The sequence below is a fragment of the Bradyrhizobium sp. WYCCWR15520 genome (assembly GCF_056174665.1).
In genome coordinates, this window is sequence record NZ_JBWBWM010000019.1 from 129,365 (window position 1) to 142,995 (window position 13,631).

Annotated in this window: 14 protein-coding genes and 1 pseudogene; 7 read left to right on the forward strand and 8 right to left on the reverse strand. The window is 63.5% G+C overall.

Features of this window, described 5'->3' with window-relative positions:
- Nucleotides 1-15: 15 nt before the first annotated feature.
- On the reverse strand, nucleotides 16-1,248 hold the full coding sequence (locus AC0QUY_RS22445) for a lytic murein transglycosylase (RefSeq protein ID WP_475388415.1): 1,233 nt from the start codon (nucleotides 1,246-1,248) through the stop codon (nucleotides 16-18).
- A 66-nt stretch (nucleotides 1,249-1,314) separates the two neighbouring features.
- A complete protein-coding gene (locus AC0QUY_RS22450; protein ID WP_475388416.1) occupies nucleotides 1,315-1,851 on the reverse strand; it encodes a MarR family winged helix-turn-helix transcriptional regulator in 537 nt (178 codons plus the stop codon).
- A 101-nt stretch (nucleotides 1,852-1,952) separates the two neighbouring features.
- On the opposite strand from AC0QUY_RS22450, the gene AC0QUY_RS22455 reads away from it, so the two are divergent.
- On the forward strand, nucleotides 1,953-2,432 hold the full coding sequence (locus tag AC0QUY_RS22455; protein WP_475388418.1) for a carboxymuconolactone decarboxylase family protein: 480 nt from the start codon (nucleotides 1,953-1,955) through the stop codon (nucleotides 2,430-2,432).
- 3 nt (nucleotides 2,433-2,435) lie between these two features.
- Here the strand turns inward: AC0QUY_RS22455 and AC0QUY_RS22460 are convergent, their stop codons facing one another.
- Both AC0QUY_RS22460 and efp read right to left on the reverse strand, forming a co-directional pair.
- Nucleotides 2,436-4,028 (reverse strand): M23 family metallopeptidase, encoded by a 1,593-nt coding sequence (locus AC0QUY_RS22460; protein WP_475388420.1) that lies wholly within the window; start codon nucleotides 4,026-4,028, stop codon nucleotides 2,436-2,438.
- A gap of 43 nt (nucleotides 4,029-4,071) precedes the next feature.
- On the reverse strand, nucleotides 4,072-4,638 hold the full coding sequence (gene efp / locus AC0QUY_RS22465) for an elongation factor P (RefSeq protein WP_057863529.1): 567 nt from the start codon (nucleotides 4,636-4,638) through the stop codon (nucleotides 4,072-4,074).
- 475 nt (nucleotides 4,639-5,113) lie between these two features.
- Between efp and epmA the strand changes: the two genes are divergently transcribed.
- From epmA to AC0QUY_RS22485, 4 genes are all read left to right on the forward strand, one after another.
- Entirely contained in the window at nucleotides 5,114-6,166 is a 1,053-nt protein-coding gene (epmA, locus tag AC0QUY_RS22470; protein ID WP_475388421.1) for an EF-P lysine aminoacylase EpmA, read from the forward strand.
- On the forward strand, nucleotides 6,163-7,254 hold the full coding sequence (locus tag AC0QUY_RS22475; protein ID WP_475388422.1) for a lysine-2,3-aminomutase-like protein: 1,092 nt from the start codon (nucleotides 6,163-6,165) through the stop codon (nucleotides 7,252-7,254). Before epmA ends, AC0QUY_RS22475 begins: the two co-directional genes overlap by 4 nt.
- A gap of 76 nt (nucleotides 7,255-7,330) precedes the next feature.
- Nucleotides 7,331-7,474: a hypothetical protein gene (locus AC0QUY_RS22480; RefSeq protein WP_475388423.1), complete on the forward strand. Its 144-nt coding sequence runs from the start codon at nucleotides 7,331-7,333 to the stop codon at nucleotides 7,472-7,474.
- Between the two features lie 30 nt (nucleotides 7,475-7,504).
- Nucleotides 7,505-7,759, forward strand: coding sequence for a hypothetical protein (locus tag AC0QUY_RS22485; protein ID WP_475388424.1), 255 nt, complete (start codon nucleotides 7,505-7,507; stop codon nucleotides 7,757-7,759).
- Nucleotides 7,760-7,837: 78 nt separating this feature from the next.
- Here AC0QUY_RS22485 and AC0QUY_RS22490 read toward each other — a convergent pair.
- Nucleotides 7,838-9,027, reverse strand: a pseudogene (locus AC0QUY_RS22490) (MFS transporter).
- Between the two features lie 442 nt (nucleotides 9,028-9,469).
- On the opposite strand from AC0QUY_RS22490, the gene AC0QUY_RS22495 reads away from it, so the two are divergent.
- Together AC0QUY_RS22495 and AC0QUY_RS22500 are read left to right on the forward strand one after the other, a co-directional pair.
- On the forward strand, nucleotides 9,470-10,663 hold the full coding sequence (locus AC0QUY_RS22495) for a lanthionine synthetase C family protein (RefSeq protein ID WP_475388425.1): 1,194 nt from the start codon (nucleotides 9,470-9,472) through the stop codon (nucleotides 10,661-10,663).
- Nucleotides 10,664-10,739: 76 nt separating this feature from the next.
- The gene (locus AC0QUY_RS22500; RefSeq protein ID WP_475388426.1) at nucleotides 10,740-11,108 is read left to right on the forward strand and encodes a DUF6665 family protein; all 369 of its coding nucleotides are present in this window, start codon (nucleotides 10,740-10,742) and stop codon (nucleotides 11,106-11,108) included.
- Here AC0QUY_RS22500 and AC0QUY_RS22505 read toward each other — a convergent pair.
- The 3 genes from AC0QUY_RS22505 to AC0QUY_RS22515 form a co-directional block, all read right to left on the reverse strand.
- Nucleotides 11,105-11,434, reverse strand: coding sequence for a hypothetical protein (locus AC0QUY_RS22505; protein ID WP_475388427.1), 330 nt, complete (start codon nucleotides 11,432-11,434; stop codon nucleotides 11,105-11,107). The two genes, AC0QUY_RS22500 and AC0QUY_RS22505, sit on opposite strands and share 4 nt — an antisense overlap.
- 297 nt (nucleotides 11,435-11,731) lie before the next feature.
- Complete coding sequence (locus AC0QUY_RS22510) at nucleotides 11,732-12,820, reverse strand: 3-deoxy-7-phosphoheptulonate synthase (RefSeq protein ID WP_161854462.1); 1,089 nt, start codon at nucleotides 12,818-12,820, stop codon at nucleotides 11,732-11,734.
- A 215-nt stretch (nucleotides 12,821-13,035) separates the two neighbouring features.
- Nucleotides 13,036-13,623: an HdeD family acid-resistance protein gene (locus tag AC0QUY_RS22515; protein WP_475388428.1), complete on the reverse strand. Its 588-nt coding sequence runs from the start codon at nucleotides 13,621-13,623 to the stop codon at nucleotides 13,036-13,038.
- Nucleotides 13,624-13,631 lie beyond the last annotated feature (8 nt).

A 13,631-nucleotide genomic window follows, 5' to 3' on the forward strand; every position in this document is an offset into this window, starting at 1 on the left:
TTCCGATCCTGGTCGCTATCCACCCTGCCTCAATCGCGCCAGCACCTTCAGGCCGCCATAGCCATCCGCCGGCAGTAGCCCCATCTTGGTCTGATAATCCCGGACCGCCTTCATCGTGTCATTGCCGACGCGGCCGTCGGTGCCGCCGGTGTCGAAGCCCGCTTTGGTCAGCCGCGTCTGCAGCTCCTGCACCTCGGGGAGCGTGAGCGCGCGCTCCGAGCCGGGGAAGGGGTTGATGAAGGGCGGGGCGCCCAGAATGCGGTCGCCGAGATGGCAGATCGCGAGCGCGTAGTTCATCGACGGGTTATAGCTCTTCACCGAATAGAAGTTCGGGCCGAGCAGGAACGAAGGTCCGCCGGCGACCGGCACCCACATCTGCGCTGACGCGTTCGGCTGCGGGAACGGCTTGCCGTCGGCGCGGGTGACGCCGGCGCTGGCCCATGCCGCATAGGTCCGGCTGCCGCTCGAAGATCCCCCTGAGCTGCGGACTTCATAGCCCCAGTGCTCGCCGCGGTGATACTTGCCGCGGTTGAGCAGATAGCGCGCGCTGGAGCCGAGCGCGTCGTCGGGCTTGCCGAACGGCGAGACGCGGCCGTCCTTGTCATAGTCCATGCCGACATTGAGCCAAACTTCCGGCATCCATTGCGTGTGGCCCATTGCGCCGGCCCAGGATCCGCGCATTTCCTCTGGCGTGCCCCAGCCGCGATCGACGATTTTCAGTGCGTTGATGAGTTCGGTTTCCCAATAGGCGCGGCGGCGCGGTTCATTCCAGGCAAGAGCTGCGAGTGCCGGAAAGATCGGGCGCATATGGTTCTGCTGTACCAGGGGATCGCCATAGGCGGATTCGACGCCCCATAGTGCCAGCAGCGTGCCGCGCTCGACGCCAAAATCCTGTTCGATCCGCGCGAACAACGGCTCGTGCTTCTTCAGCGCCTCGCGGCCATGGATGATGCGCCAGTCCGAGACGCGGCGGTTGATGTATTGCCAGATCTGCTCGTGGAATTCCGGCTGCTTCTGCATCTGCCGGAACACGGTCATGTCGGGCTCGATGCGCCCCATCACCCGCGTCCAGGTCGCGTCCGAAATGCCTTTGGCTAGTGCGCGCGCGCGAAAATTGTCGCGCCACTGGTCGAAGCCGGCCGGCGCCGCAAACGCGACGGATGGCGCGGCGAGCAGGATGCCGCCGCCGAGGCCGGCTTTCAGCAGGGCGCGGCGGCTCGGGTCATCAAGGGAATCAGGCTGTTTCATGCCCCCATTCTACCGGGGCGGGACGCCCGGGCCAAAAGCCATGACGCCGCGGGAACCGGCGAATTCTTACAAATCCGCGGCTATTTTGGCGAGCCAGCGGCGGATCGTGCGCTCCGCCTCGGCGGAAAGCCCGGCGGCCAGCCGCCGTTCGACCGTCTCGGCGTGCCGCCGGCATCGACCCAGCAGCGCCGCGCCCCGCGGCGTCACCGTCCATTGCAGCATCCTGCCGTGGACCGGATGCGGAGTTTTGCGGATGGCGCCGTCGCGCTCGAGATTACGGATGATGACGCCGACGGTCTGCGGCGTCAGCATCGCCACCCGTGCGAGGTCGGCGCCGGACAGGCCGGGATAGGCCTTGAGCATCGTCAGCACCACGAATTGCGGCGAGGTGACGCCGAGTTCGGCCAGCGAACGCTCCATCGCCAGCCGGGTCGCTCCTTGCGCCTGGCGCAGGAGATAGGCGAGGTAGCCCTGTTCGCCGCGCTTGCCTTCGCCGGGCGGCGGCGGGCGCAGCATCAATGGTGCGCGATTTTCGCCGAATTTTTGCGGCCGTCGCCCGGCTTTTCCGGCCGGCGGTTTTTGTTTCGCTTGTGGAGTTTTCACCGATGGATTTCGCGATCGCGCGGCCGTGGTCTGCGATGCCTTGCGCTGCATATCAGTGCTCTTATAATCAATCAGAGCACTGATAACATGAGGAACGGCCGATGTCACACGCCCGCAAGGAATATAAGGATTTCATGGCGCTGACGCCGGATGCCTATGCGGCCGTGCTTGAGCTCAGCCAGATCGCCGGCAAGGCGGGCATGGACAAGCAGCTGCTCGAACTGATCAAGCTGCGCGCCTCGCAGATCAACGGCTGCGCCTTCTGCGTGCAGTATCACATTCTGGAAGGCGAGAAGCTCGGCGTATCCACCGACAAGCTCAACCTCGTGGTGGTCTGGCGCGAGGCGCCGCAGTTTTCGCAGCGCGAGCGCGCGGCGCTGGCCTGGACGGAAGCGCTGACCTTGCTGAGCGAGGGCGTCAGCGACGAGGTCTATGCACAGGCGAGCGCGGAGTTCTCCGAAAAAGAGCTGGCCTATCTCACCTCAGCGGTGGCGTCGATCAATGTCTGGAACAGGTTCGGCGCGGCGTTTCGCTGGACGCCGCCGGCGCGGAAGCACGCCGTGGGCGCCGCGGCTTCGTAGCGATCAGTTCTCGCGACGGCCCTCGCGCGCAGCGTGACGGACGACATCCTCCGGCCATGCATGTGCCACGGCGGCGGCCGGAGGTTGGGTGCCGATCTCGCGGCCGCGGCCGCGGATCAGCCGTTCATAGGACGCGATCAGGGTGGTGTAGGGATTGACCCAGATCCAGCCGTCGCGCGTGAACACCTGCACGTCGAAGTGCAGGTGGTACGAGGTGCCGTTGGGGAAATCGAGATAGTTGGAGACCACGCCGATCTTCTCGCCCTCGGCGACGCGGCGGCCGTTGAGGACGCCGTCGGCGTCCAAGGCTGACGGGTTCATGTGCATGTAGCGGAAGCGGATGTGCTCGTTGCTTGTGTTGATTTGCAGCGTCGCTGCCTGCTGCTTGAGGGAACGGATGATGACACCGTCGCGGACGGCGACGACGGCCTGTTTCCGCGGATGGCAGGTGCTCTCGGCACCGCTGTTCGGCGGGCAGGGCGCAGGGCGGATGTCCTGGCCTTGATGGCCGAAGCCGGCCGCGCATTGGCCGACCTGGAAGCTGCGCGCCTCGCAAAAATTGTCCCGCCACGGATAGACGCCGTTGCGTTCGCCGGATTTGCGCGTGCCGAACTGCTGCGAACTGACCAGGGCCGGGGCTCTCGCCAGCGGAAAGCGGATCTGCGAATAGACCGCGAGATCGGGGTGGCCGCCGCGCCTCCGCGCACCGCTGCGGGCGATGATGTCGCCGCTCGGGCGATAGGTGAAGTCAGCGGAAGCCGCTGCCGGGCGCTCGGCGATGCCGGAGGGAATATCGAAGCGCGGACGCGCCGGCTGGCCCCCGGCGATGCGCAGCGCTTTCAGGAAGCGCTCGGCGACCGGATAGGCCTCGCGGCAAGCAAGCCTGCGCGGGCGCGGCGCTGAATCGAGGCACTGGATCGACACCACATAGGGCACGCCGAAACGGGTGAAGGCGTAGCGCACATAGCCTTCGCGGATGAAGCGGCGCATGTCAGGGAATTGCGCCGCCAGCGCCTTGACCGGCTCGCCCTTGCCGCCGAGCGGATCGGCGAGGTCGTAGACAAGCACCGAGCCCGTGATCTGCACCTCGACCGGCCGGGCGAACGTTCGCGACGGCAGGCCGTCGCCGGCGCCGGGCTCCAGCGAAAACACCGCGTCGTAGCCGGAGGCGCCGGCGTGAAACACATCGACGGGGCGGAAGTCGGCCTGATAGCGCGACACCGCCGGATGGCGCGTGCCACGGGCCTGGGCCTCGAGATAGGCTGCGGTGTCGAACGGCAACAGCACCGGTACCGGACTGTTTCCGATTCCGGTGAACATCGGCGAATTGATCGCGTTCAACTGCACCAGCGCGGGCGTTGCGCGCGGATCCGATGCCGGCAACCGCGCCCGGCCTGCGAAGGTAAAGCGCGAGGCGATCGCCGGCTGGGAACTGATCTCGGTGCGAAGCTGATCGAGGACGGCGCGCCATTCGACGCGAATGGCCGAAATCGACGGCGTCCGGAACTCGTTGGCGGAAACGCCGGTCACCCCGGCCAATAGCAAACAAAAGGCTGCCAGCCACCGCGAGAGCAAGCTGACAGCCTTCGTACCCAATGCATCGCCCCCCGGCGTATGCTCCGTAGCCTATGGCGCGGTGTTAATCCTTTGCGCGCTCGACGTAAGAGCCGTCCTCGGTCATGACCACAATCCGTGTTCCCGTTCCAATGTGCGGCGGCACCGAGGTCCGCACGCCGTTGGAGAGGATAGCAGGCTTATAGGAGGAAGACGCGGTCTGACCCTTGGTGACCGGCTCGGTCTCCACAACTTCAAGGGTCGCGCGCTGCGGCAACTGGATGGCGACCGGATTGAGGTCGTGCATCGACAGCTTCACCGTCATGTTTTCCTGCAAATAGGGTGCGGACGATCCCACGATCTCCTTCGACACCTGGACCTGGTCGTAGGTCTCGGCGTTCATGAAGTGGAAGCCATCGCCATCCTCATAGAGGTAGTTGAAATTGCGGTCCTCGACGGTGGCCTTCTCGACCTGGTCGGTGGTCTTGTAGCGTTCCGATACCTTCACGCCATCGCCGATGCGGCGCATTTCGATCTGGCTGACCGGGGTTCCCTTGCCCGGATGGATGTTTTCGGCCGAAAGGACGACATAGAGCTTGCCGTCCTGCTCGATGACGTTGCCCTTGCGAATAGAACTGGCGATGACTTTCAAAGCTGTTTTCCCGAATTTCTGGCCTTCGGCCACACCGGACATGGGCGTCCGCAGGGCCAATCAGGCGGTTTCGGGCTGCAACATACTGATTTTGCCCGTCGATGCCAGCGTTTTGCGGCCGCTTCAGCGAGGCCCCCTGAGGCCGTCAACGGCCCTGTTTCGCCGTGTCAGCCGGCGACGGTGGCAAGTAATTTGACGGTGGGGCTGACCGATGCCGATGGCTCTGAAAGCAACGTTTTAAGCGGTTCGCGATTGCTCGCAGCTTCCATGGGCCGCGTCGACATCCACCGGGTGAATGGACAATCAGAGCGTCTTTCGACATGAAATGACCGATCACGAGCCGGACCTCGCCGTCTGCTCCGGCCAGTCGTATCGGCCGCAAAGAAAGTTGAACAATATCAATGGTATTTGTCGATTCCCTGAACACCTTGATTGGCTCCGCTGAGGATGCTCGGCGGATTCGGGACCGGCTGTGATGGCTGGAACCGACCAGCCGTCGCCGTGGTGGTCGGCCGTGCGGCACGCCGACCGAAAGCCGTTCCTGATGGCGCGAACGGCGATCACGCGGGCGGTGCGCGGCTGGTTCGACGAGCAGGGTTTTACGGAGGTGGAGACCGGCGTCCTGCAGGTCTCGCCGGGTAACGAGACGCACCTGCATGCGCCCCGTACCGAGATCGTCGGCAACGACGCCACCCGCGCGACGCGCTATCTGCGGACATCGCCGGAGTTCGCCGCCAAGAAATTGCTCGCCGCCGGTGAGACCAAAATATTCGAATTCGCGCGCGTGTTCCGCGACCGCGAGCGCGGCGATCTGCATCTGCCCGAATTCACGATGCTGGAATGGTATCGCGCTGACGCCAGCTATGACGCTGTCATGGCCGATACCATCGTCGTCATCGCCCATGCGGCGCAGGCAACCGGGATCGGCCGGTTTTTGTTCCGCGGCAGAACGGCCGATCCGTTTGCCGAGCCGGAACTGCTGACTGTCGCGGCAGCGTTCGAACGCTTTGCAGGAATCGATCTACTCTCCACCATCAGCCATGGCGAGGGCGATCGCGCGGCGCTTGCGGCGGCGGCTAAATCGCGGGTGCGGATCACGGGGGACGACACCTGGTCGGACGTCTTCAGCAAGGTGCTGGTCGAGCATGTCGAACCGAACCTGGGGCAGGGACGTTTGACTGTGCTGTTCGAGTATCCGGCGCCCGAAGCCGCTCTGGCGCGGACGAAGGCGGCCGATCCGCGCGTCGCCGAACGTTTTGAGGTCTATGCCTGCGGCGTCGAACTCGCCAATGGCTTTGGCGAACTGACCGATGCCGACGAACAGCGCCGCCGTTTCGCCGCAGCGATGGACGAGAAGGAGCGGCGCTACGGCGAGCGCTATCCGCTGGATGAGGATTTTCTCGCGGCCGTTGCCGAGATGCCGCCATCGAGCGGGGTCGCGCTCGGTTTCGACCGGCTGGTGATGCTGGCCAGCGGCGCGCTGCGGGTGGATCAGGTGGTGTGGACGCCGCCTTCGGGAGAGACATGAACAGGATCGATCCGAAATTGTCGGCAACGCTGCGGCGGCCCGCCGATCTCGTCGAGCGCGGATTGGCGAAGGCGGCGGAGCTCGCTGACCTCGAACGGGTCGCCGCGCGCTATGCGATTGCCGTGACGCCTGAGCTCGCCAACCTGATCGACACGGAAAATCCGGATGATCCGATCGCTCGGCAGTTTATCCCGAGCGCGCTCGAACTGGTGAGCGCGCCGGGCGAAAATGCTGATCCGATCGGCGACGACGCGCATTCGCCGGTTAGCGGCATCGTTCATCGCTATCCCGACCGCGTGCTGTTCAAGCTGGTGCATGTCTGCGCGGTGTATTGCCGCTTCTGCTTCCGCCGCGAGATGGTCGGACCCGGCAAGGCCACCGCGTTGTCGGATGCGGCCTATCGCGACGCGCTGGACTATATCCGCGAGCACACGGAAATCTGGGAGGTCATCCTGACCGGCGGCGATCCCTTGATGCTGTCGCCGCGGCGGCTGGCCGAAATCATGGCCGACCTTGCGGCCATCGATCATGTTAAAATTGTTCGCATCCACACCCGCGTGCCAGTGGCGGCGCCCGCGCGTATCGATGGCGATATGATCAGGGCATTGAAAGTCGATGGTGCGACGACCTGGATCGCCGTCCACGCCAATCATCCGCGCGAACTGTCGGGCGAGGCACGAACAGCCTGCGCGCGGCTCGCGGACGCCGGCATTCCGCTGGTGAGCCAGACGGTGCTGCTGCGCGGCGTCAATGATGACGCCGCCACGCTGGAAGCCCTGATGCGCGCCTTCGTCGAAAACCGGATCAAGCCCTATTACCTGCATCATGGCGATCTGGCGCCGGGGACCGCGCATCTGCGCACCACGATCGCGGAAGGCCGGGAACTGATGCGAAATTTGCGTGGCCGCATCTCGGGCCTGTGCCAGCCGGAATATGTGCTCGATATTCCCGGCGGCCATGGAAAGGCGCCGATTGGACCGAATTATTTGTCGCATGCAAGTTCCAGTGAATCTGAACTATCCTCGGAAACGCAGTATCGTATCGTCGACTATTGCGGCGACGTTCACCTCTATCCGCCAAAGCCGTGATTCTCGCGATGACGGAGGACGGCGAGGAGAAACGGAGCCGCAAGAAGAAGAGGGCCATCGCGGAATCGAAAACGCGGTGCTGCTCGGCTTCTTCGTGGTGCTGGTGGCCGCCGGAATCTGGTTGCTCGGCACCATGGCCGACGTACGAAAGGCGCAGGACTGCGCGGCCCAGGGACGCCGTAACTGCGCCACGATCGACGTGCCGGAACGGACACGTTAATTGAATTTAATAAAAGGCGGGAGAATCAGGATGCAAAAAACAATCTTGTCGGTCGCGCTGATGGTCCTGCTTGGCATGCCTGCTGCATTCGCGCAGGGCGGGACGTCGACAATGCCAAAGAGTAGCAGCCCGAGTGCTGGAGGGATTCCGGAGGCGCCGATCGGACACCGTCAGCCCCGTCGCAGCGACGTGCCCGAAAAGAACGTGACTGACCCGAACGATCCCTTGAGCAAGGAAAACGCAGCGCTCGACCGCAAGATCAAGAGCATCTGCCGCGGCTGCTAGGGAACCTGCTCCCTGAGAACCGGAAAGCGATGGTTGCTGCGAACCCTGTTGGCTTGCGGCTGATCTCCGCTTGCGATCTCAGCCGTACTTCGCCGCGCGGCGATGCAGGATAAGCAGGAAAGCCAACAGCACGGCGGCTGACAGCCCGAGCGACCAGTGTATGCCGATCGCAGCACCGAGCAGGCCCACGGTAATCCCGCTGAACGCACGCATGCCGAGCCCGGCCATGTTGAACAGGCCGACGACGCGGCCGCGAATGTCGGTCGGCGCATTTATCTGGACCAGGGCCTGCGCCATCGTGTTGAACGACAGCTCGAAAACCCCGCGGCAAACAGCAATGCGATCGCAAGCGCGTAAATCCCGACGGAGGCGAACGCGAGCAGGGACAGGCTCCAGAGAATAGCAAGCACGATGGCGGTCCGCGGCGTCACCTTGAGCCGTCCCCACGCTTCCAGAACGATGCCCGCAAGCAGCGCGCCGGCGGCGTCGGCGGCCAGCAGCACGCTGTAAGCGACGCCAGGGTCGCCATGCCCGAGTTCTCCGGCGAAGCCCGGCATCTGGGCGTGGTAGGCGTTGCCGATCATGAAGGAGGTCAAACCGGCGAGCAGCGTCATCAAGGTCAACACCCGGTGCGTGCCGATGTCGCGGATGGTCTGCACGATATCGGCAAGGCCGCGAACGGCGAGGCGGCGCACCGCCAGGCTCTTGTCGCGGACCGGCGCCCAGAACAGCCACAGCAGCATCGGCAAATAGAACAGCGTGTTGAAAATGATGCCGTGGGATGGGCCCAGCGTCAGCATGATGACGCCGCCGACGGCCGGACCGACCAGGATGCCCAGATAGCGCGCCGTCGCGTTCATCCGCACCGCGCTTGGCAGATCGGCGGGGCCGACGATGTCGTAGAGCAGCAACTGGTTCGGCGTCTGCCACAGCACACCGGCGCAGCCGTGAATGACCAGAAGCAGCATCGCGTGCCACATCTCAAGCGTATCGGTAATGAAGAAAACGCCCCATCCGCTCGATGCGACGATGAAGAGCAGCATCCCGCACTGGATGATGCTGCGCGGGTCGAACCGGTCGGCCAGCCCGCCCACGGCGACGGAGAAGAACAGGAAGGGAAGCCAGTGCGACAGCACCGCAAAGCCCGCCAGCGCGGGTGAATGGAATTTCTGGAACACCACCCAATAGCTGATCACATGCTCGATGTTGTCGGCCATCATGGCCAGCACGTAGGCCATGAACTGAGCGCGATAGGGCTGCGACTTCATGGCTGCGAACGAGCTGGATGCAGCCACGGGCTTCGTTTGTGGTTCTGAGCTCAATCGATCACCTGCTTCGGCGACGGCGATGTGGCCGGCGCGGCATTTGAATTCCGCTAGCGCCGATACACGCTTGTTGCCGGGCGCTCAAGACGCCGAGGCTGTTCAGACACCGAAATGGCCGGGCTGATCGATATCGGCGATCGGTCCGTATGCCGCTCGCTCCTGGCATCGCGGTCCGGAGGGAGCCGTCAGTCGGGGGTCAGCAGACCGCCGTGTTGACGAGAGAAGTGCTCGATGACATGAAAAGCCACCCGCCTCAGGGCGCTATGCGCTCAACCGCGGGCGTGACGATTGGAAGATAGTGGGAGGGGCTTTGGGCCGCCTTCGACGCTCGTGCGATCCTTCCCTCGTCTGAACGAGGTGGATCGCGCTCGGGAGGCCCTCAGGCATGATTGCCCTCGGTCGTCATCGTCCGCTCGCACAGGACGCCTGGAGTGAATTGGCCGTCCGGGCTGTGATCGAAGAAATTGCAGCCGATGCCATAGCGCAGTTCGATTCCGACACGTTCTGGCCGGGTCATCCAAGCGACGATGGCGTGGGAGACGGTAACCCCAGTTTCTACACGGGCGCGGCCGGTGTCATTTGGGCGCTGGACTATTTGCATCGGATCGACGCTGTCAGTGTTGCTGAAGACTTTCGCCCTGTTCTGCCTCGGCTGCTGGAGCGGACGCTCTTGGCCTTCGAAAACAATTCGCCTGCCGATTACGGGAAGCATGGCTCGTTGCTCAAAGGCGACATGGGTGCGGCGCTGCTCGCCATGCGTCTCGCCCCTACATCGAGCTTGGCGGATCTGGTGCATACGCGCGCAGAAGCAAATATGGGACTGCCGATCCGAGAGCTCATGTGGGGCATGCCCGGCTCTATGCTTGCGGCAATCCATATGGCCGAGATGACCGGGGAAATGCGATGGCGCGGCCTGTTCGAAACGCAGGCGGCGCGGCTGTTGGGCGCTCTTGAGGACACGCCGCAAGGTCAACTTTGGACCCAAGATCTCTATGGTGAGAATGACCGTTGGCTGGGGCCCGTTCACGGTTTTGCCGGCAACGTCATCCCGTTGCTGCATGGTTGGGATTGGTTGACGCCGACGCAGCAAGCACGGGTGGCCGAATTTGTGCCGCAGACACTCGCAGCGAATGCGTGGCAGTCGGAAAACGGGACCAATTGGGCGGCGAGAAGCAAGCGCGCGAGGCCGCCTCTCTATTGTCAGCATTGCCACGGTGCGCCCGGCATGGTGACGACATTTGCGGACGCGCCCTTTGCTACCCCTGAATTCGACGCACTCCTTGTCGATGGCGGTCGCTTCGCCTGGGCCGCCGGACCGCTTACCAAGGGCGCGGGCCTTTGCCACGGCACCGCCGGGAATGGCTACGCATTCCTCAAGCTCTACCGCCGCACGAACGACCCGGTTTGGCTCGACCGCGCACGCCAATTCGCGATGACGGCCATCGTCCAGTATCGCGGCGCTCATGCCGTCGTTGGCCGCGGACGGTATACGCTCTGGACCGGCGACGTCGGGCTTGCAATCTACCTTTGGGATTGCCTCACTGGGGAGCCTCGCTTCCCGACGATCGACGTGTTCTGACCTTGTCTTGAACAGCGCCCTGCCGACCAATAAGATAAGAGATAATTGGCAGGCCAATGTTTCGGAGCGCGCCAGTATGACGTTGGATTTACTTCGTTCTGGATACGCAACTCTCGAGCATGAGATCGCCCAGGAGAGGGCGTCAGCGCTCGGACGGCTTGGACGGCGGCTTGAGGCCGCGCTGGCGGCACTTGCCGCATGCCCGCGGACGGCAAACTCCGATCGAAAAATCCGCGATGGTCTCGTCGAACAGGCGGGATATGCGCTCTGGCTCTTCGTCGTGCAACGCGAGGCCTGCGGCCTCAACAAGATCTCCCAGGTGATGCGGGACTACGGGGTGCCGAACGAGGTGTATGTCCGCATGGGGCCATTGGCCTCGCCGAGCATCCATCCAACGAAGACCGCGGAGCTTGAGGCAATGTCGACGCCAATGCCCACGCTCTAGTAGTCGAGGTCCGACAGGAACGTTGTGTTCACGATCTCAAATTCGGACTCCCGCCAATCCATCATCAGTTGCGCACGCGCTACGCGATGCGTCTCAAAATCTGACGTGGTGCATTTCACAGCGTGATGATCGATGGCTGATATCTCGAGCAGCGTATCGAAGCTCGCCTGCCGGTCCTCGCGATTCCCGACTTCGGCGAAGTAGACCGTATGATCGAACTTGCCCATCGCCCAACACAATTGAACGTGGGCCTGATCGGCCGCAAGTGCTGAAATCGGAGCAAGTAGAACCAAGGCCAACAACAATCGAACGACCGAATTGATCATCGCAATACTCCAAAAAAATAATGAAACAGTGTTCGAATTGCCCACACCGCCAAGGGACCGGTTACGGGCCTGACTGCTGCAGGAACGTATATTTCGAAGCGTGATTTCTTCATGTGAGCTATCCCACAGCCCCGCCGATTCTTGCAAAGCCTGTGCTGCGGCTTGCCGGCGTAATCAGCCGTTTGGGGGACGGGTGCCGATTATGCGTGCACGTTCGGATCGTGGTTGGTGCTTTAACAGGCAGAAGCAGGGCGCGCCGTCGGCGTGCCCTGCTTCACCGTCCTTGAGCCGGGCGGCTTAAGCCGAACGCTCTTCCCGGAACTTGCGCGACTGTGCGTTCCGGCGCGTCGTCACCGCATCGGCCAGCACGTTCAGCGCGGACACCGTTGTTTCCCAGTCGATGCAGCCATCGGTAATGCTCTGCCCATAGGTCAGGGGCTTGCCATGCACCACATCCTGGCGGCCGGCGACGAGGTTGCTCTCGATCATCACGCCGGTGATGCGTTGTTCGCCGTTCGAGATCTGGCGTGCGATGTCAGCGACCACCAACGGTTGGTTCTCCGGCTTCTTGGAACTGTTGGCGTGGCTGGTGTCGATCATGAGCCGCGGTGCGACGCCGGCACGGGCAAGTTCGAGGCAGGCGGCTTCAACGCTTTCGCGGTCGTAGTTCGGCTTGTGGCCGCCGCGCAGGATGATGTGGCAGTCCTCGTTGCCGGTGGTCGCCGCGATCGCCGAGCGTCCGCCCTTGGTCACCGCCATGAAATGATGCGGATGGGAGGCCGACTTCACGGCATCCGCCGCGATGCGGACATTGCCGTCGGTGCCGTTCTTGAAGCCGACTGGGCACGACAGCCCGGACGCGAGCTCGCGGTGGATCTGGCTCTCGGTCGTGCGCGCGCCGATCGCCGCCCACGCCATCAGGTCGGCGATGTATTGCGGCGTCGTCATGTCGAGGAATTCGGTGCCGGCCGGCAGGCCGAGATTGTTCACGGCGGACAATACGTTGCGGGCGAGGCGCAGGCCCTTGTTGATGTCGAAGGAGCCGTCGAGATTGGGATCGTTGATCAGACCCTTCCATCCGACCGTCGTGCGCGGTTTCTCGAAATAGACCCGCATCACGATCTCGAGGCGGTCGGCGAGCTGTTCGCGCAACGCGGCGAGCCGCTCGGCGTAATCGACGGCCGCGGCGGGATCGTGGACCGAGCAGGGACCGACGACGACCAGCAGGCGGTCGTCGGTGCTGTTCAGGATGGCGTGGATGGCGTTGCGCGCCGCCATCACGACGCGCGTCGCGGTCAAGGTGCGCGGTATCTCGCCCATCACCTCCTGCGGCGTACTCAGCTCTTTCAGTTCGCGAATTCGAAGGTCGTCGGTGGTGCTCAACACGGCTCTGGCTCCTGGTTAGGAAACCTGCCGGCCAATAAAAAAGCCGCCAGGTTTGGCGGCTGTTCGGACTTTATGCTTCAATTCATCAGATTGAGCGCGATCCTCCCACCGCCAGCGAGCTGTCGTAGCTAAAATACCAAAAGTTGCTGGCGGCGATCATGATCATGGCAGGCTCTATAGCCCAGCCATTCGGGCTTGTCACCCCATAATCGGCGTCAGGATTTGCGCGCGGCGAGCGCCATGCCGACCATCGAGGCGCCGCCGAGCATAAGGTTGATCCCGACCAGGAGGCCGATCGCCCATCGCGCCGAATCCGGCAGCCCGGCGACAATGATGAACGCGATCAGGAGGTCCATCACGCCCGAGATCAGCAGCCAGGACCAGCGCTCCGACAATTCGCGTCGGTGCTCCAGGGCGTACATGATGGTGACGACGCCCTCGGCGAGAAAATACGCGCCGACCACGATAGTGAGGGTGAGAATGCCCTCCATAGGCCTTGCGAGCAGGATACCGCCGGCCAGAACGGCCAGCGCCGCCGAAAACAATGACCACCAGAAGCCGGGCATCTGCCGCGCCCAATACGTGACGAACAGCCCGGCAATGCCGCTGATCAGAAACATCCAGCCAAGGAAGATGGTGACGGCGAGGCTAGCCAGCGGCGGCATGATCATCGCAGCAAGGCCGAGCAGGGCGAGCACGATGCCTTCGAACAGAAAAGCCTTCCAGCGCGCCTTCACCGCGGCGTTCATTTCAGACTGCAGTTTGCCGAAGTCTGGGGGGCCGCCATCCTGGGGAAGGGTCATTGGAAAAC